This is a genomic window from Actinomadura rifamycini DSM 43936 (genome assembly GCF_000425065.1).
Classification (GTDB): Bacteria; Actinomycetota; Actinomycetes; order Streptosporangiales; family Streptosporangiaceae; genus Spirillospora; species Spirillospora rifamycini.
Genome location: NZ_AULB01000036.1, coordinates 35,579 through 51,172, shown reverse-complemented (window position 1 = coordinate 51,172; position 15,594 = coordinate 35,579). Strand labels below are relative to the sequence as shown.

The 15,594-nt window shown below is 75.3% G+C and carries 18 protein-coding genes; 10 read left to right on the top strand and 8 right to left on the bottom strand.

Annotated elements, in window-relative coordinates; all coding sequences use genetic code 11:
• The first annotated feature begins 2 nt into the window (after positions 1-2).
• Both H505_RS0129225 and H505_RS0129220 read left to right on the top strand, forming a co-directional pair.
• Complete coding sequence (locus tag H505_RS0129225) at positions 3-803, top strand: TIGR03084 family metal-binding protein (RefSeq protein ID WP_026404804.1); 801 nt, start codon at positions 3-5, stop codon at positions 801-803.
• 74 nt (positions 804-877) lie between these two features.
• Positions 878-1,342, top strand: coding sequence for a universal stress protein (locus tag H505_RS0129220; RefSeq protein WP_026404803.1), 465 nt, complete (start codon positions 878-880; stop codon positions 1,340-1,342).
• Here H505_RS0129220 and H505_RS0129215 read toward each other — a convergent pair.
• Positions 1,339-1,851, bottom strand: coding sequence for an O-acetyl-ADP-ribose deacetylase (locus tag H505_RS0129215; protein WP_026404802.1), 513 nt, complete (start codon positions 1,849-1,851; stop codon positions 1,339-1,341). The two genes, H505_RS0129220 and H505_RS0129215, sit on opposite strands and share 4 nt — an antisense overlap.
• A 269-nt stretch (positions 1,852-2,120) precedes the next feature.
• Between H505_RS0129215 and H505_RS0129210 the strand changes: the two genes are divergently transcribed.
• A complete protein-coding gene (locus tag H505_RS0129210; protein WP_026404801.1) occupies positions 2,121-2,960 on the top strand; it encodes an NAD-dependent epimerase/dehydratase family protein in 840 nt (279 codons plus the stop codon).
• A gap of 71 nt (positions 2,961-3,031) precedes the next feature.
• Here the strand turns inward: H505_RS0129210 and H505_RS0129205 are convergent, their stop codons facing one another.
• Positions 3,032-3,796, bottom strand: a complete 765-nt coding sequence (locus H505_RS0129205) for a dioxygenase family protein (protein WP_026404800.1) — start codon at positions 3,794-3,796, stop codon at positions 3,032-3,034.
• 91 nt (positions 3,797-3,887) lie between these two features.
• On the opposite strand from H505_RS0129205, the gene H505_RS0129200 reads away from it, so the two are divergent.
• The gene (locus H505_RS0129200) at positions 3,888-4,376 is read left to right on the top strand and encodes a MarR family winged helix-turn-helix transcriptional regulator (protein WP_026404799.1); all 489 of its coding nucleotides are present in this window, start codon (positions 3,888-3,890) and stop codon (positions 4,374-4,376) included.
• A 39-nt stretch (positions 4,377-4,415) separates the two neighbouring features.
• Here H505_RS0129200 and H505_RS45060 read toward each other — a convergent pair whose 3' ends face one another.
• The 3 genes from H505_RS45060 to H505_RS48175 are packed head-to-tail and all read right to left on the bottom strand — an operon-like array spanning position 4,416 to position 7,772.
• Positions 4,416-5,531, bottom strand: coding sequence for a winged helix DNA-binding domain-containing protein (locus H505_RS45060; protein ID WP_034520412.1), 1,116 nt, complete (start codon positions 5,529-5,531; stop codon positions 4,416-4,418).
• Positions 5,521-6,165: a TetR/AcrR family transcriptional regulator gene (locus tag H505_RS0129190; RefSeq protein WP_026404798.1), complete on the bottom strand. Its 645-nt coding sequence runs from the start codon at positions 6,163-6,165 to the stop codon at positions 5,521-5,523. Before H505_RS0129190 ends, H505_RS45060 begins: the two co-directional genes overlap by 11 nt.
• Before the next feature lie 32 nt (positions 6,166-6,197).
• Entirely contained in the window at positions 6,198-7,772 is a 1,575-nt protein-coding gene (locus H505_RS48175; protein ID WP_051301296.1) for an OmpA family protein, read from the bottom strand.
• Positions 7,773-8,004: 232 nt separating this feature from the next.
• Here H505_RS48175 and H505_RS0129180 point away from each other — a divergent pair, with 232 nt between their 5' ends.
• The 3 genes from H505_RS0129180 to H505_RS0129170 are packed head-to-tail and all read left to right on the top strand — an operon-like array spanning position 8,005 to position 10,438.
• Positions 8,005-8,817 carry a class I SAM-dependent methyltransferase gene (locus tag H505_RS0129180; RefSeq protein ID WP_026404797.1) on the top strand — a complete coding sequence of 271 codons (813 nt, stop codon included), beginning with the start codon at positions 8,005-8,007 and terminating at the stop codon, positions 8,815-8,817.
• A complete protein-coding gene (locus H505_RS0129175; protein WP_026404796.1) occupies positions 8,814-9,815 on the top strand; it encodes a saccharopine dehydrogenase family protein in 1,002 nt (333 codons plus the stop codon). The genes H505_RS0129180 and H505_RS0129175 overlap by 4 nt, the downstream gene beginning before the upstream one ends.
• Positions 9,815-10,438 (top strand): TetR/AcrR family transcriptional regulator, encoded by a 624-nt coding sequence (locus tag H505_RS0129170; RefSeq protein WP_026404795.1) that lies wholly within the window; start codon positions 9,815-9,817, stop codon positions 10,436-10,438. Before H505_RS0129175 ends, H505_RS0129170 begins: the two co-directional genes overlap by 1 nt.
• Here the strand turns inward: H505_RS0129170 and trpS are convergent.
• The gene (trpS, locus tag H505_RS0129165; RefSeq protein ID WP_026404794.1) at positions 10,435-11,481 is read right to left on the bottom strand and encodes a tryptophan--tRNA ligase; all 1,047 of its coding nucleotides are present in this window, start codon (positions 11,479-11,481) and stop codon (positions 10,435-10,437) included. The two genes, H505_RS0129170 and trpS, sit on opposite strands and share 4 nt — an antisense overlap.
• Positions 11,482-11,712: 231 nt before the next feature.
• Here trpS and H505_RS0129160 point away from each other — a divergent pair, with 231 nt between their 5' ends.
• The 3 genes from H505_RS0129160 (at position 11,713) to H505_RS0129150 (ending at position 14,251) form a co-directional block, all read left to right on the top strand.
• Positions 11,713-12,201, top strand: coding sequence for a MarR family winged helix-turn-helix transcriptional regulator (locus H505_RS0129160; protein ID WP_026404793.1), 489 nt, complete (start codon positions 11,713-11,715; stop codon positions 12,199-12,201).
• Between the two features lie 74 nt (positions 12,202-12,275).
• On the top strand, positions 12,276-13,739 hold the full coding sequence (locus H505_RS45050; protein ID WP_051301295.1) for an MFS transporter: 1,464 nt from the start codon (positions 12,276-12,278) through the stop codon (positions 13,737-13,739).
• A 44-nt stretch (positions 13,740-13,783) separates the two neighbouring features.
• Positions 13,784-14,251 (top strand): TIGR03618 family F420-dependent PPOX class oxidoreductase, encoded by a 468-nt coding sequence (locus tag H505_RS0129150; RefSeq protein ID WP_026404792.1) that lies wholly within the window; start codon positions 13,784-13,786, stop codon positions 14,249-14,251.
• A 12-nt stretch (positions 14,252-14,263) separates the two neighbouring features.
• On the opposite strand, the gene H505_RS52530 is transcribed toward H505_RS0129150, so the two are convergent.
• Positions 14,264-15,172 (bottom strand): M56 family metallopeptidase, encoded by a 909-nt coding sequence (locus H505_RS52530; protein WP_026404791.1) that lies wholly within the window; start codon positions 15,170-15,172, stop codon positions 14,264-14,266.
• Positions 15,169-15,549, bottom strand: coding sequence for a BlaI/MecI/CopY family transcriptional regulator (locus tag H505_RS0129140; protein WP_026404790.1), 381 nt, complete (start codon positions 15,547-15,549; stop codon positions 15,169-15,171). Before H505_RS0129140 ends, H505_RS52530 begins: the two co-directional genes overlap by 4 nt.
• Positions 15,550-15,594: the final 45 nt, after the last annotated feature.

Sequence of the window (15,594 nt, the reverse complement as noted above, 5' to 3'; positions counted from 1 at the left end):
GAATGCCCGACCTGAACGCGCTGCTCGCCGACCTGACCGCCGAGAACGACTCGCTGGACGCGCTCGTCGCGCCGCTGCCCGCCGCGCGGTGGGCCGACCCGACGCCCGCCGCGGGCTGGACGGTCGCCCACCAGATCGCGCACCTGGCGTGGACGGACGACCAGGCGGTCGTCGCGGCGGCGGACCCCGGCGCGTTCCCCGCGCTGCTGGAGCGCGCGGCGGCCGACGGGCCCGCATTCGTCGAGGCGGGCGCCGTCGCGGGCGCCGCCGAGGACCCGGCGGCGCTGCTCGCCCGCTGGCGGGACGGCCGCCGCCGGATGCGCGCGGCGCTCGCCGCCGTCCCGCCGGGCACGAAGCTGCCGTGGTTCGGGCCGCCGATGAGCGCGGCGTCCATGGCGACGGCCCGGCTGATGGAGACGTGGGCGCACGGCGAGGACGTCGCCGCGGCGCTCGGCGTCCGCCGCGCGCCCACGCACCGGCTCCGGCACGTCGCGCACATCGGCGTCCGGGCGCGCGACTTCGCGTTCGGCAACCGCGGCCTGACCCCGCCCGCCGAGCAGTTCCGGGTGGAGCTGACCGGGCCGTCCGGCGAGGTGTGGACCTGGGGGCCGGAGGGCGCGCGGCAGACCGTCACGGGCCCGGCGCTGGACTTCTGCCTGCTGGTGACCCGGCGGCGGCACCGCGACGACCTCGCCGTGGCGGCGGCCGGGCCGGACGCGGACCGCTGGCTCGGCATCGCACAGGCGTTCGCGGGCGCGCCCGGCGCGGACCCGGAGCCGGCGGGGGCGGCCGGGGCCGGCTGAGGCCGACCGAGAGAGCCCGCCCACTTCCGCCGCCGGAGGCGTTCGGAACCGCTTCCTGCGGATACGTGGAGGGCATGACCGTTCTCATCGCCTTCGACGGCTCGGACGACTCGCGCGCCGCCGTCGAGTACGCCGCGCGGCACCTCCGGCCCGCCCCGACCGTGGTCCTCTCCGTCTGGGAGCCGCTGGTCTCGCAGATCTCCTGGGCGCCGATCGCCGCCGCCGCGCCGGTCATCATGCAGACCGGCGGCGGCCGCAACGAGTTCGAGGAGCAGCAGGAGGCCGAACTGCTCGCCCTGAAGGGCGCCGAGTTCGCCGCCGCAGCGGGCCTCACCGACGTGGCGCCGCGCGCCGAGCGCAGCGGCGGCCCGATCTGGGCGGCGATCGTGGACGTCGCCGACGAGCTCGACGCGTCCCTCGTCGTCACCGGGTCGCGGGGGCTGTCGAAGGCCCGGTCGGTCCTGCTCGGCAGCACCTCGACGCAGGTCCTGCACCACGTGCGGCGGCCCGTCCTCATCGTGCCGCCCGCGAAGACCTAGGACGCGGCGAGCGCGCGGGCGAACACCGCGTACGCGTCCGGGGTGAACAGGACGAACCGGACGTCGGTGACCTGCGTGGGCGTGTTCCGCACGGTGCCGACCGCGATGCGCGCGGCGTCGTCCATCGGCCAGCCGTAGACGCCCGCCGACACCGCGGGGAACGCGACGGACGCGGCGCCCAGCTCGTCGGCGACCCGCAGCGACTCGCGGTAGCAGGAGGCGAGCCGGCCGCTGCGGTCCTCGGCGGCGGAGTACACGGGCCCGACCGTGTGGATCACCCAGCGGGCGGGCAGCCGCCCCGCGGTGGTCGCAACGGCCTGGCCTGTGGGGAGCCCGCCGCCGTAGTGGGAGGCGCGCAGCCGGCGGCACTCGTCCAGGATCTCCGGGCCGCCCCGGCGGTGGATCGCCCCGTCGACGCCGCCCCCGCCGAGCAGCGACGAGTTCGCCGCGTTCACCACCGCGTCGACGCGCTCCTCGGTGATGTCCCCCAGCACCAGAGTGATCTCCATGCCCGCCGCGCCCTCCGCTCTGCGAATCCCGCCGGAACAGAAGAATTCTCCCCCGCCCGGTGCGCGAAACGCGCCGGAGCGCCCCGCGGCGGTACCCTCGGTGGCGGACGGGCAACGGGGGCGGAACCGCCCGTCCGTCCCCGCATCCGGCCCCGCGCTCGGGCGAGGCCGGCGCGTCCGCCGCCGAGGTGGGCGTGACCTGGGAAGAGAGTCTGCCTATCCTGCCGTGATACGACCCGCAATGGCGTGAAGCCGTGGAGGTTACCCCCTTGAAGATTCTCCTCGCCGGAGCGACCGGAGTCATCGGCCGCCGGCTGATCCCGCTGCTCGTCCAGGCGGGCCACGAGGTCGCAGGGACGACGCGCCACTCCGAGCGCACCGGGTCGATCGCCGACCTGGGCGCGACGCCGGTCGTGATGGACGCGCTGGACGCCGGCTCGGTGCGCGACGCGGTGGCGTCCGCGCGTCCGGACGTGGTGATGCACCAGCTCACGGACCTGTCCGCCGAGAACTTCGAGGCGAACTCGCACCTGCGGATCGAGGGCACCCGCAACCTGGTGGACGCCGCGCTCGACGCGGACGTGGAGACCATGATCGCGCAGAGCATCGCCTGGCTGTACGTGCCGGGCGACGAGCCCGCCGTCGAGAGCGACGAGCTGAACGCGAAGCTGCCGCCCTACTCGGGGATCGCCGCGCTGGAGAAGGCCGTCGGCGAGATGCCGCACGGCGTCGTGCTGCGGTACGGCGCGCTGTACGGGCCCGGCACCTGGTACGCCCCGGACGGCGCCATCGCCGCGCGGGTGAAGGCCGGGAACATGCGGCCGAACCCGGCGTGGACGTCGTTCGTGCACGCCGACGACGCCGCCGCGGCCGCGCTCGCCGCGCTCGACTGGCCCGCCGGGGCGGTCAACATCGTCGACGACGAGCCCGCGACGACGAACGAGTGGCTGCCGGTCTTCACCGCCGCCCTCGGCGCCCCGACCCCGCGCGGTGCGCGGCACGCCGCCGCGACGGGCCGCCCGGTGTCCAACGCGAAGGCGCGGAAGCTCGGCTGGAAGCCGCGGGTGGCGTCGTGGCGGACCGGGTTCGCGGAGATGGGCGGCAGCTGACCCGCCCGTTCCCGTCGTTTCCGGACGGAACGTGACAACTCACGGCGCGGGGGCGGTGCGCCGGCACGCCCTCAGCCGAACTGGAACGAGCGCTTCGCGAGGCCGAACCAGTAGCCGTCGATGACGGACCGGCGCGCCGCGCCGTCGCCGTCCGCGTCCGCGCCGAGCGCCACGAACAGCGGCGCGAAGTGCTCGGTGCGCGGGTGCGCGACGCGCGCCGCCGGGGCCTTGGCGCGGAAGTCCAGCAGCGCGTCCACGTCGCCGCCGGCGACGGCCGCGTCCGTCCAGGCGTCGAACTCGGCCGACCAGGCGGGCGGCGCGGCGTCCGCGGCCGGGCGCAGCTCCCGCAGGTTGTGGGTGGTGAAGCCGCTGCCGACGATCAGGACGCCCTGGTCGCGCAGCGGCGCGAGCGTGCGGCCGACCTCGAACAGCCGCGCGGGGTCGAGCGTCGGCATGGACATCTGCACCACGGGGACGTCCGCGTCGGGGTACATCTCCACGAGCGGGACGTACGCGCCGTGGTCGAGGCCGCGCTCGTCGTCCTGGCGCGTTCCGGGCAGCAGGGCGCGGACGGCGCCGGCCAGTTCGGTGGCCGGGGGCGCGTCGTAGCGGACGCGGTAGTACCGCTCGGGGAACCCCCAGAAGTCGTACACGAGCGGGACGGGGCGGGTCGCGCTCAGCGTCGCCGGCGCCTCCTCCCAGTGCGCCGACACCATCAGGACGGCCTTCGGCTTCGGCAGTCCGGCGGACCAGCGGGCGAGTTCGTCCGTCCAGACGGGGTCGTCGGCCAGCGGCGGGGCGCCGTGGCTGAGGTACAAAACGGGCATCCGGGTCATAGCGTCCTCCTTGAGCTAGTAGTTCAAATCTAAACGAAAAAGATTGAACGCTCAAGTCTTGAGTCTTCAACAACTCGCTTAGACTGGAGGCATGGCAGAACCCCGGTGGCTCGACGACGACGAGCAGGAGACCTGGCGCGCGTTCGTGTGGACGTCGCGGCTGCTCAACGAGGCCCTGGACCGCCAGCTCCAGCGCGACTCGGGGATGCCGCACGCCTACTACATGATCCTCGCGATGCTTTCGGAGTCCCCCGGGCGCGCCCGCACGATGTCCGAACTGGCCGAGATCGTCCGCTCGTCCCCGAGCCGCCTCTCGCACGCCGTCAACCGGCTGGAGGCGGCCGGCTGGGTGCGCCGCACCAAGCACCCCACCGACCGCCGCACCACGATCGCCGAACTCACCGACGCGGGCCACGACGTGCTCGTCGAGGCCGCGCCCGGCCACGTGGCCGAGGTCCGGCGGCACCTGTTCGACCCGCTGACCCGCGACCAGATGCTCCGGTTCCGCGAGTCGCTGCACACGCTGCTGGAGTCGCTCGACCCGCACCGCGAGGCGCCCTGCGCCCGCGGCGACGGCTGACGGGCGGCCCCGGCGGCGCCTCCGGTCCGCCCCCGGGTCTCAGCCCGCGAACACGACCGTGTGCGCCTTCGCGTCCGGGTGGACCGCCGCGAGCAGCCGCAGGCCCTCCTCCTCCAGGGCCGCCCGCTCCGGTCCCGGAACCGGGGCGAACGGGGCGATCCGCAGCGTCGCCTCGCCCCGCCGCTTCTCCGCCTTCCACATGCCGTGCACGAACCCGTCCACGAGGAACGTCGCCCGGATGATCCCGTTCACCGTGAAGATCCGCTTGCGGTCCTCCGCGGAGACGATCCGGTCCCGGTCGGCGTGCGCGAGGGTCAGGTTGTCGAACTCCGGGACGAACCGGACGGGCGCGGGCTCGTCCGGTCCCGGCCGCGGGGCCTCCGGCAGGTCGTAGAGGACGCGCCCCCGCTCGTCCCGGAACCGCACGAGCTTCGGCTCCAGCCGCTCCACGGCCTCGCGGAGCCCCGACAGGCCCGACCACTGCTGGACGTCCTGCACGCTCGCCGGCCCGAACGCCCCGAGGTACCGCAGGACCAGCTCGTCGAGCGACGGCTCCGCGTCCGGGCCCGCGCCGAGCCACGCGTCGAGCGTGGTGTGCCGGGCCGTCCCCGCCTTCCCCCACAGGCCGCGCGGCGGCACCTGCACCAGCGGCAGGACGCACCGGACGCCCCAGACGAGCAGCGCCGGGTCGTGCTCCGGCCACCGCTCGGCCAGCAGGGTCCGCAGCTCCGCGTCCGAGCGCGGCTCCTCCTCGATCAGCGCCCGCGCGGCGGCCACGACCGCCGGCAGGTCGACGCCGTCCAGTCCCCGGCCCGCCGGACCGGCCAGCATCCGGTCCTGGACCGCCTGGGTCAGCGGGCGCAGGACGCGCGCGTCCCGGGCGCTGACCAGGTGCAGGGTGCCGCGCATGAGGACGATCCGCAGCGCCCGCCGCTCGGTCAGCAGCCGGGACGCCGCGGCGAAGTCGAACCCCTCCAGCCTGCTCCACAGCCCGATGTACGGCGGGTTCGGCGCCTGCGCCTGCATCCCGACGAGCCGCTCGATCGCCTCCAGCGCCCCTACCGGCTCCCGCCGCAGCAGCATCTGGCGGGCGAGCAGCGCCCGGTTCAGCTCCCGCTTCCCGAGCACCCGCTCCGGACCCCGTTCAGTCGTCATAGCGCCCCCGCAGCTCCTGCCATCCGGGGGGCGGGCCCGGCAGTTCCGCCGCGCCCGCGAGGTGCAGGCCGTCCAGCATGAGGGCGAGGTACCGGTGCTGGAGCCGGTTCGTGCGGGCGTCGTCGCCGAGCCGGATGGCGTGCAGGTGCTCCAGGATGACCGACACGTCGCCGACCGCGATCCCGGGCCGCAGCGCCCCGGCCCGCTTCGTCCGCTCCAGGAGCCGCTCGGTGGCCTCGTGCAGCGCCCGCCCCTTGCTCGACATCTCCTCGGTGACCTCGAAGTCCCCGGCGAGCCGCAGCGTCAGCGAGCCGGCGCCGATGTCCAGGCACCGGCGCATGAACCCGGCGAACGCCTCCCACGGGTCGCCGTCGTCGGCGAGGGCCCGCTCGACCTCGGCGAGGTAGCGGTCCATGCCCTCGTCGGCGAGGTGCCGGAGCAGCGCCTCCTTGCTCCGGTACCGGCGGTAGAGGGCGCTGATCCCCACCCCGGCGTGCTCCGCCACCGCGGAGATCGGCGCGCCCGGGTCCGCCGTGAACACCGCGCGCGCCGCCTCCCGGATCAGTTCGTCGTTGCGGGCCGCCTGCGCCTTGCGCCCGCTCAGGGGCGCCGCTGCCGTGCTCTCCCTCTCCATCCCTCCATCGTACTGGAACGAACCATTCCGTTCTACTTTCCGACCGGGACGTCCGCGACGGGCGCGAACCCCGGAACGCGGACGGTCGCCTTCCCGATGCCGTCCGGGACCCGGAACGTCGTCCAGAACGTCAGCCGCTTCCCGGGCGCGACGTGGTAGCGGGAGTCCGGGCCGAACCCCGCGAAGTCGGGGCTGCCGACGACGCTCCGGTCCGCGGCGCGCAGCGACCGCACCGTCCGGTCCCCCGCCCGGAGCGTCACGCCGCTGGTCCCGGAGCCGACGTACAGGCCGTCCAGGTCGGCCGTGCGCGCCGGGTCGAACGCGGCGGCGCGGTCCTCGTTGACGATCGTGAACACCAGCGTCGCGAAGCCGGACGGCGCCCGGGTCAGCGCGTTCACCTCGACGCGGGCGTCCTTGACGTTCGCCCCGGGCGCGTCGTCCACGGTCGCCGGGTCGGCATCGGCGCGCCCCAGCACCGGGTGCGGCCAGTGCGGCGCCGCACCGCCCGCCGGGCCCGCCGCCGGGCCGCCCCCCGGGGACGCCGGCGCGGACGCCCGGGCCGACGGGGCGGGCGCGGGCGGCGCGGGACGCGCGAACGTCACCGTGACGCGCCGGTTCTTGCTCCGGCCGCCCTCCGTCTCGTTCGACGCGACCGGGTCGCCCGACCCGTGCCCGCGCGCCCGGAACGCCACCCCGGTGCGGGTGACCAGGTCGCCGAGGGCCGCCTCGACCGCCTCGGCGCGGCGGCGGGAGAGCGGTTCGTTGATCGCGTCGTTCCCGGTGTCGTCGGTGTGCCCGTCGACCTCGATCTCGGTGTCGGCCGACCGGTCGATGTCGGCGGCGACCGACCGCAGCCGCTCGCGCGCGTCCGCGCCCAGGTCGGCGCTGTCGGTGGCGAACAGCACGTCGGCGGCGAGCCGGACCCGCAGGTTCTCGCCGTCGTCGTCCCGCGCCGCCGCCTCCTGCTCGACCGTCGCCAGGACGGGCAGGACGAGCGGCGGCCCGGTCTCCTCCGCGCTCGGGTCGACCGGCCCCTGCGGTTCGTCGAACGTGTAGGCGCGGGCGTCCACGTCGGTGATCGGGACGTTCAGGAACGGCGGCGCGTGCGGGAACAGGACGCCCATGCTGCGGACGTCCTCGGGCGGCGCGGGGAACGCCGCGGCCAGCTCCCGGCTCTCGCCCGCCCGCACCGGCTCGGGGAAGGGGTGGTACCGGGTGCACAGGCACTGGCCGTCGGCGCGGTTGAGCGGGAAATACTGCTTGGAGTTCCGCTCGTCCAGCAGGGAGACGGCCGATATCGCATTCGTGTCGACCGACCCCGGGCGTTCGCGATTGCGTTCGCCGTCCCCGGACAGCGACGTCATGATCGGGTAGTCCTCGCCGCTCTCGTTCGTCAGGCGGAACCGCGCCACGACGGCCTTGCCCGCGACCCGCTCCAGCGCGAGCAGTTCGACCCGCCCCTGCCGTCCCCAGGCGGAGTATCGGGCGGCCAGAACCCCGTCCGCCAGGGACGCCGCCGGGGCCGGCGACTCCGTTCCCCCGCTTTCCGGTTCGCTGTTTCCGCTGCTGCATCCGGCGATTGCGAGGGCCGGGGCGAGTGCGAACACAACGGCGGGGGAGCGACCCTGGAAGGGACGACCGAAAAGCATGGGGGGTCTCCTTGGAGTCGGGCGAGCAGCGGAAGCAGTGGAAGCAGTGGCCCGAAATTAGCGCATTCATGGTTTTCCGGGCCGCCCCCGTCCGGCCGTCCGGAGGAGGAGGACGGGGTTGACGGCGGACAGGGCCCCGCCTCATGATGAACACGTGTTCATGAACGTATGTTCATAACGAGGGAGCGGTATGGAGATCGTCAACACGCACCAGGCCGAGGCGTGGAACGGGTACGAGGGCACGCACTGGGCCGACCACCACGCCCGGTACGACGCGGTGAACAGCGGCTTCAACGCGCACCTGCTGGACGCCGCCGCGATCGGCCCGCGCGACCGCGTGCTCGACATCGGCTGCGGCAACGGGCAGGCCACCCGGCTCGCGGCGGAGCGGGCGCCCCTCGGCGCGGCGACCGGCGTCGACCTGTCGGCGCCGATGCTCGCCCGCGCGCGGAGCCTCGCCGCGCAGGAGGGCGTCGGGAACGTCCGGTTCGAGCGGGGCGACGCGCAGCTGTACCCGTTCCCGGACGGCGGGTTCGACGTCGCGATCAGCCGGTTCGGGGTCATGTTCTTCGCCGACCCCGTCGCCGCGTTCGGCAACGTGCGGCGCGCGCTGGCGGCGGAGAGCGGGCGGGTCGCGTTCCTGGTCATGGCGCCGCCCGAGGAGAACGACCTCGGCACGGTGCTCGCCGCGCTTCCCGCGCTCCCGCGGCCCGCGATCGGGCACGACGGGCCGCTGTCCCTGGCCGACCCCGGCCGCGCCGCCGCCATCCTCGGCGCCGCCGGGTTCCGCGCAGCGGCGTCCCGGACCGTCGAGGCCGAGCAGGTGTGGGGGCGGGACGCCGCCGACGCCGCCGCGTTCCTCGCCGCCTGGGGGCCGATCCGCCACAACTACGGCGCGGGCGACGAGGTGGTCGCGACGATCGCCGGCGCGCTGCGCCCGTTCGAGCGGGACGGCGCCGTCCGGCTGCGCAGCACGGCCCGGCTGATCACGGCGCGCGCGTGAGGCGGGTCGCGGTCCTCGGCGGCTACGGGGCGGTCGGCCGGGAGGTCGTCGCGGGCCTGCGCGGCCGCGTGCCCGAGATCGTCGTCGCGGGCCGGGACCTCGCGAAGGCCCGGTCGGTCCCCGGGACGATCCCGCTGCGCGTCGACCTCCGGGACCCGCCCGACGCACCGCCCGACGCACCGCCCGACGCACCGCCCGAAGCACCGCCCGACGCGCCGCCCGCCGCGCCGTTCGCCGCGGTCCTGGACGCCGACGCCGTCGTCATGTGCGCCGAACGGGCGAACGCGCGGGTCGCGCGGGCGTGCGCGGAACGCGGCGTCCACTACGTCGACGTGTCGGCGTCCCGCGAGATCCTGCGGGAGATCGAGGGGCTCGACGGGGTCGCGGCAGCGAACGGCGCGTCGGTGGTCGTCGGCGTGGGGGTCGCGCCCGGCGTCACGAACCTGCTCGCGCACCGGTTCGCCGGGACCGGACGGCCCGTCGACATCGGCGTCCTGCTCGGCGCGGGCGAGCGGCACGGGCCGGGCGCCGTCGCGTGGACGCTCGACGCGCTCGGCGCCCTCCGCGAGCTGGACGAGTCGTGGACGATGCGGTTCCCGCCGCCGTTCGGGACGCGCCGCGTGCACCGCTTCCCGTTCCCCGACCCGGCCGCGGCGTCCGGGCGGGTCCGCACCGGCCTGGCCCTCGACTCCCGCGCCGCGACCGCGCTCCTCCCCCGCGCCGCCCGCTTCCGGGACGCGCGGTGGCTGCGGGCCGCCGCGCACCGGGTCCACGTCGGCGGGGACGGCTTCGCGGTGGCCGCCGCGTCCGGAGGGCGGGTCGCCGCGCTGTCCGGGCGGCGGCAGAGCCGGGCGTCCGGGCTGGTGGCGGCGCTGGCCGTGCGGCGGCTGGACGGGGCGCCGCGCGGCGTGCGGCACCTGGAGGCCGCGGTCGGGGCGGACTTCCTGGACGACCTGGCGGCCCACGGGTTCGCGCTGCACGCATACGATGCCGCCTGATGTCACCACGTAAAGCGGCGGCGCTGCGGGACGGCGACCGGACCCTGCGCGAGCACCTGATCGCCACCGCCGACCGCATGATGTCCGAGCGCGGCGCGGCGGGCCTGACCGTCCGGGCGATCGCGCGTGCGGCGGGGGTGGCCGACGGCGTCCTCTACAACCACTTCGACGGCAAGGAGGAGCTGCTGGCCCTCGCCCTGCACGCGCGGGTGCGGCGGGTCGAGCGGGAGCTGGGGCCGCCGCCCGAGCCGGGCGCCGGGACGCTCGCCGCGAACCTGCGCGCGCACGTCGAGCACGGGCTCGCGCTGCACCGCGCGCTGCTGCCCGCGCTCGCCGGGCTGACCGCGCAGCCCGACGTGCTCGCCCGGTTCGCGGCGGCGCACGAACCGGGCGACACGTGGCGCGACCGCCTGCACGACTACCTGCGGGCCGAGCGCGACCTCGGCCGGATCGCCGCGGACGCGTCCCCGGCCGCCGCCGCGTCGATGATCGTCGGGGTGTGCCACGAGGCCGTCCTGTCGGCGCTGCTGGGCGCGCGCGAGCCGTCCCCGGTGCCGGTGGACGAGGTCGTCGCGTCCGTCCTGCACGGCATCGCCCCGCGCGCGCCGCGCGGCGGGCGCTAGGCCGCCATCGCCATCGCCTCCCTGACCTCGGTGAGGGTCCGGGCGGCGACGGCGCGGGCGCGCTCGTTCCCCTCGGCGAGGACGCGGCGCAGGTACGCCGGGTCGGCGGCGAGGTCGGCGCGGCGGGCGCGGATCGGCCGCAGGAACTCGTTCACCGACTCGATGGCGGTCTTCTTCAGCGCCGCGGCGCCGCCGTCGCCGACGTCCGCGGCCACGGCGTGCGGGTCGCGGCCCTGGCAGAGCGCGGCGAGGAGGACGAGGTTGGACACCCCGGGGCGGGCGTCCGGCTCGTAGGTGATGCGCCGGTCGGCGTCGGTCACCGCCCGCCGGAGCAGCCGGGCGGTGTCGTCCGGCGTCGCGGACAGGGCGATCGCGTTGCCGCGGCTCTTGCTCATCTTCCGCCCGTCCGTGCCGAGCAGGTTCGGGGCGTCCGACAGCAGCGCGTCCGGGACGGGGAAGACGGGCCCGTAGCGCTCGTTGAAGCGGCGCGCGACCGTCCGGGCGATCTCCTGGTGCGGGAGCTGGTCCTTGCCGACGGGCACGAGGTCGGCCTTGCAGAACAGGATGTCGGCGGCCTGGTGCACCGGGTAGGTGAACATGAGCCCGCTCACCGCCGCCTGCGACGACGCCGCGATCTCGTCCTTCACGGTCGGGTTGCGGCGCAGCTCCGCGACCGACACCAGGGACAGGAACGGCAGCATGAGCTGGTTCAGCTCGGGGACGGCGCTGTGCCGGAAGACCGTCGCGCGGGCGGGGTCGATCCCGGCGGCGAGGTAGTCGGCGGCGAGGCCGAGGGCGTGCTCGGGGAGCCGCTCGGCGACGTCCCGGTCGGTGAGCACCTGGTAGTCGGCGATGAGGACGAACACGTCGACGCCGAGGCGCTGCAGGCGCACCCGGTTGGCGAGGGTGCCGAAGTAGTGGCCGAGGTGCAGGGGTCCGGTGGGGCGGTCTCCGGTGAGGACGCGGAACGCCGCGGGGTCGGCGGCGACGCGCTCCTCGAGGTCGCGGGTGCGCCGCTCGGCGGCTTCGACGACGGGGTCCATGGGCGTGTCTCCTTCTCCGGCCGCCTCCGCGTCGCGGCCCCGCGCCGGGGAAAGGAGAAGGGCCGTCCGGCGGGACGGCCCTGTGCGTTCGTGATCGCGTGATCGTGCGGCCGTCCTAGGACGGCCACCAGCCGAGGCACGCGGTGCGCTGCATGTCCGCCACAGTACCCCGCCGGAGAAGCAGACGCCGCCAGATAATCCGCTACGGGACGAAATGGGTACGCTGGCGGCATGACCGCACTCGCACCGTCCAGCACCGAGACCGACCTGTCCTACCTCCTCGACCACACCGGCCTCGCGCTCAAGAGCCGGATGTCGGCGGCGCTCGCCGAGATCGGGCTGACGCCGCGCATGCACTGCGTCCTCGTGCACGCCCTGGAGGAGGAGCGGACGCAGATCCAGCTCGCCGAGATCGGCGACATGGACAAGACGACGATGGTCGTCACCGTGGACGCCTTGGAGAAGGCGGGGCTCGCCGAGCGGCGGCCGTCCACGCGGGACCGGCGCGCGCGGATCATCGCGGTCACCGAGAAGGGCGCGCGGGTGGCGGCGGAGAGCCAGCGGGTCGTCGACCGGGTGCACGGCGACGCGCTCGGTACGCTCCCGCCGGACGAGCGGGACGTGCTCGTCCGCGCGCTGGAACGCCTGGTCACCGGGCATCTCGCGCGCCCCGTGGAGAGCCCGCAGCCGGTCCGGCGGGCCCGGGAGCGGAACAAGTAGTCCGCCAATAGATCGTCTCTAACAGAACTATCTGCTAGCGTCTCACCCATCGACCCCACCGATGGGAGAGACCCGTGACCTCTGTCCTCCGAGCGCGCGGCACCGCGCTCGGCGTGCTGTCCGCCACGATGCTGATGACCGTCCTCGACGGCTCCATCGTCACCGTGGCACTGCCCGCCATCCAGCACGACCTCGGCTTCTCCGCCACCGGCCTCAGCTGGACCGTCAACGCCTACCTCATCGCGTTCGGCGGCCTCCTGCTGCTCGCCGGACGGCTCGGCGACCTCGTCGGCCGCAAGACGATGTTCCTCGCCGGGAACGCCGTCTTCACCGCCGCGTCGCTGCTCGCGGGCGCCGCCACCGGCCCCGCCGTCCTCATCGCCGCCCGCTTCCTCCAGGGCGTCGGCAGCGCGATGGCCGCCGCGGTCGTCCTCGGCATCCTCGTCACCCTCTACACCGAACCCGCCGAACGCGCCCGCGCCATCGGCGTCTTCGCCTTCACCGGCGCCGCCGGGGCGTCCGTCGGGCAGGTGCTCGGCGGCGTCCTCACCGACGCCCTGAACTGGCACTGGATCTTCCTCATCAACCTGCCGATCGGCGTCGCCACGATCCTGCTCGCGCTGCCCGCCCTCCCCCGCGACCGCGGCACCGGCCTCGCCGCGGGCGCCGACGCCGCCGGCGCGGTGCTCGTCACGTCCGGGCTGATGCTCGGCATCTACACCGTCGTGAAGATCGAGCAGTACGGCGTCGGCTCCGCCCGTACGCTCGGCCTCGGCGCCCTGTCGGCCGCGCTGCTCGCGGGCTTCTTCGTCCGGCAGGCGAAGGCCGCGACCCCGCTCATGCCGCTGCGGATGCTGCGCTCCCGCACCGCCGCCGGCGCCTACGTCACCCAGATCCTCGTGTTCTCCGGGATGTTCTCGTTCCAGGTCATGGTCGCCCTCTACATGCAGAAGGTCCTCGGCTACGGCGCCCTGGAGACCGGCCTGGCGATGCTCCCCGCCGCCGTCGCCATCGGGACGATCTCGCTGTTCGGCTACGCCCGGCTCGCCCGCCGGTTCGGGGAGCGCGCCGTCCTGCTCACCGGCCTCGTCATGCTCGCCGCCGCGCTCGCCCTGCTCGTCCGCGTCCCGGTGCACGCCGCGTACGCCGCCGACCTGCTCCCGCCCATGCTGCTGATCGCCGGCGGCGGGCTCGTCATGCCCGCGCTGACCGGGCTCGCGATGTCCGGCGCCCGCCCCGAGGACGCGGGCCTGGCGTCCGGCCTGTTCAACACCACCCAGCAGATCGGGATGGCGGTCGGCGTCGCCGTGCTGTCCACCCTCGCCGCCGCCCGCACCGACGCCCTGCTCGCCGCCGGGGACACCGCCGCGACCGCGCTGACCGGCGGCTACCGGCTCGCCTTCGGCGTCGCCGCCGCCCTGCTCGCCGCCGCGTTCGCCGTCGCCGTCACCGTCCTGCGCGCCCCGAAGGCCGGCCCGGACGCCCCCGCGGCCGCGGGCACGGACGCCGAGCCGTCCGCCCCGACCCTCGCCCTCTGATGACCTCCGGCCACCGGCCGGCACCGATCGACAAGGAGCACACCATGACGCGGTACGGCCCCGGCCAGGGACCCGGCCCGAAGCCCGCCTCCGAGGACGAACTCGCCCGCCTGCTCGCCGCACGGCCGTTCGGCGTCCTCGCCACGAACAAGCGCAGCGGCCACCCGCACCTGTCGACCGTCGTCCACACCTGGGACCCGGAGGTGCGCGTCATCCGGATCTCGACGATCGCCGGACGCGCGAAGGTGCGGCAGCTCGCGAACGACCCGCACGCGGCCCTGCACGTGTCCAGCGACGACCACATGGCGTTCGCCGTCGCGGAAGGGACCGCCGAAGTGTCCGACGTGAGCGGGACGCCCGGCGACGCCGTCGGCCGGGAACTCCTCGCGCTGACCCCCGGCTTCGCCGACCCGGACGACGAGCGCGCGTTCCTCGAACAGATGGTCAAGGACCGCCGGATGGTGATCCGCCTGCACGTCGACCGGCTCTACGGAACCGTCCTCGCGGACTGACGCGGAACCCGGTCAGTGCGGCAGGACGATGAGCAGCAGGGGCAGGCCCGCGACGAGCGGCACCGCCGCCGTCGCGGCCAGCCGCGTCGCGCGCGGCAGCGGGCGCGGCTCCAGCAGCCGGTTCACCCGGGCCATCACCGGGATGTCGTCGCGGGACGCCACCCCCAGCGTCCCCGACGGCGCCGCCGCCGGGCGCGCCGCGGCGAACCGCAGCAGCGCCGTCGCCAGCTCCCGCGGCGACCGCCCCGACCGGGCCCGGTCGTCCGCCGCCATCTCGATCAGCAGCTCCACCGCGTCCAGGCACCGGCCCACCAGCCGCAGCTGCGGGAACACCTGCCGCAGCGACGCGAACGGCAGCAGCACCAGGTCGTGCCGCTCGCGCGCGTGCGCCCGCTCGTGCGCGAGCACCGCCGCCAGCTCCGCCGTGTCGAGCAGCTCCAGCGTCCCGGCGCTCACCACCACCTTGGACGACCGGACGCCCGGCACGCAGTACGCCGCGGCACCCGGATGGTCCAGGACGAGGGTGCCCGGGACGGCCGAGTCGCGGCGCGACACCAGCGCCAGCAGCGCCCGGTGCCGCCGCCGGGCCCGCACCACCCGGACCACCGCGAACACCAGCATCACCAGCAGCACCCCGGTGAGGCTCATCGCCCCGAGCAGCGCCGCCATGTGCAGCGTGTCGAGCTTCGCCGCCCCGTCGTTGTACAGGCCGGGCAGCCCGCCCGCGACGCCGCTGCGGTACGGCAGCAGCGCCAGCCCGAGCAGGGCGCCGATCGTGGCGACGCCCCAGCACAGGCCCAGGGCCTGCCACAGGGCGATGCCGATGCGCGGGGTCCGCCACGTCCACCGGGCGCGGGACAGCGCGTGCGCCCCGCCGACGGTCCCCAGGGAGATCAATGCGAGCAGGGCGGTTCCGGTCATGCCGGTGGTTCCTTCGTGAGGGCTGCCAGCGCCTGGCGGAGCACGTCGACCTCGTTGCTCGAAACCGACTGGACGAAGTGGACGAGCGCCTTGTCGCGGTCGCCCGTCTCCTCCAGCGCACCCAGCATCAGCTCGGTCACGTACCCCTCCCGGCTCTCCACCGGACGGTACCGCCAAGCGCGGCCGTCGCGCTCGCGCTCCAGGAAGCCTTTCTTCGCGAGCCTGTCGAGAACCGTCATGACGGTCGTGTGGGCGAGGTCCCGGTCGTCCGCCAGCGCACGGCTGACGTCACGCGCGGTGGCGGCACCGGAGCCGGCGTCCTCCCGCGCCCAGAGGACCTCCATGACCGTGCGTTCAAGCTCTCCCAGACCCTTCACGGCATCCAGATTATCCGACGCCCCCGCGTAGTACTACAGCCGGTA

Bases quoted from the DNA above. Each gene is read 5' to 3' on its own strand.
- H505_RS0129180 (WP_026404797.1), top strand. From the start codon at position 8,005: ATGGAGATCGTCAACACGCACCAGGCCGAGGCGTGGAACGGGTACGAG.
- H505_RS45060 (WP_034520412.1), bottom strand. From the start codon at position 5,531: ATGACGACTGAACGGGGTCCGGAGCGGGTGCTCGGGAAGCGGGAGCTG.
- H505_RS0129190 (WP_026404798.1), bottom strand. From the start codon at position 6,165: ATGGAGAGGGAGAGCACGGCAGCGGCGCCCCTGAGCGGGCGCAAGGCG.
- H505_RS0129150 (WP_026404792.1), top strand. From the start codon at position 13,784: ATGACGCGGTACGGCCCCGGCCAGGGACCCGGCCCGAAGCCCGCCTCC.
- H505_RS52530 (WP_026404791.1), bottom strand. From the start codon at position 15,172: ATGACCGGAACCGCCCTGCTCGCATTGATCTCCCTGGGGACCGTCGGC.
- H505_RS0129205 (WP_026404800.1), bottom strand. From the start codon at position 3,796: ATGACCCGGATGCCCGTTTTGTACCTCAGCCACGGCGCCCCGCCGCTG.
- trpS (WP_026404794.1), bottom strand. From the start codon at position 11,481: ATGGACCCCGTCGTCGAAGCCGCCGAGCGGCGCACCCGCGACCTCGAG.
- H505_RS0129200 (WP_026404799.1), top strand. From the start codon at position 3,888: ATGGCAGAACCCCGGTGGCTCGACGACGACGAGCAGGAGACCTGGCGC.
- H505_RS0129170 (WP_026404795.1), top strand. From the start codon at position 9,815: ATGTCACCACGTAAAGCGGCGGCGCTGCGGGACGGCGACCGGACCCTG.
- H505_RS0129225 (WP_026404804.1), top strand. From the start codon at position 3: ATGCCCGACCTGAACGCGCTGCTCGCCGACCTGACCGCCGAGAACGAC.
- H505_RS0129220 (WP_026404803.1), top strand. From the start codon at position 878: ATGACCGTTCTCATCGCCTTCGACGGCTCGGACGACTCGCGCGCCGCC.
- H505_RS0129160 (WP_026404793.1), top strand. From the start codon at position 11,713: ATGACCGCACTCGCACCGTCCAGCACCGAGACCGACCTGTCCTACCTC.
- H505_RS0129215 (WP_026404802.1), bottom strand. From the start codon at position 1,851: ATGGAGATCACTCTGGTGCTGGGGGACATCACCGAGGAGCGCGTCGAC.